Source organism: Streptococcus hepaticus (genome assembly GCF_043656315.1).
GTDB lineage: Bacteria > Bacillota > Bacilli > Lactobacillales > Streptococcaceae > Streptococcus > Streptococcus hepaticus.
In genome coordinates this window covers 1-255 of record NZ_JBINIY010000063.1, presented here as the reverse complement: position 1 = coordinate 255, position 255 = coordinate 1, and the positions used below count along the sequence as shown (strand labels likewise).

Annotated in this window: 1 protein-coding gene; it reads right to left on the bottom strand. The window is 45.5% G+C overall.

What is annotated here, in order from left to right; translation table 11 throughout:
* A partial coding sequence (locus tag ACHUFA_RS11130; protein WP_394406131.1) for a Rib/alpha-like domain-containing protein occupies positions 1-255 on the bottom strand: 255 nt, incomplete at both ends.

Below are 255 nucleotides of genomic sequence, written 5' to 3'. Positions count from 1 at the left end.
AGAACGGTGATGTCGCCAGCTGTTGGTGAGTCAAGTGGAGTTACGGTTACTGGAACCTTAACTTCAGTAGTGGATCCGTCTGGATATTCGACAACAACAGTAACTGGTGTCTTCTCGCCTTCAGTTGACGTACTTGGGATTTCACCGACAGTCTTGATAGTGCCACCGCTACCTTCTGGAATGATTACCTTATTCTTAATGTCATCTTCAGTAATCTTACTGTGTTTAGGAACCGTGATACCCTCAGTAGTTGGG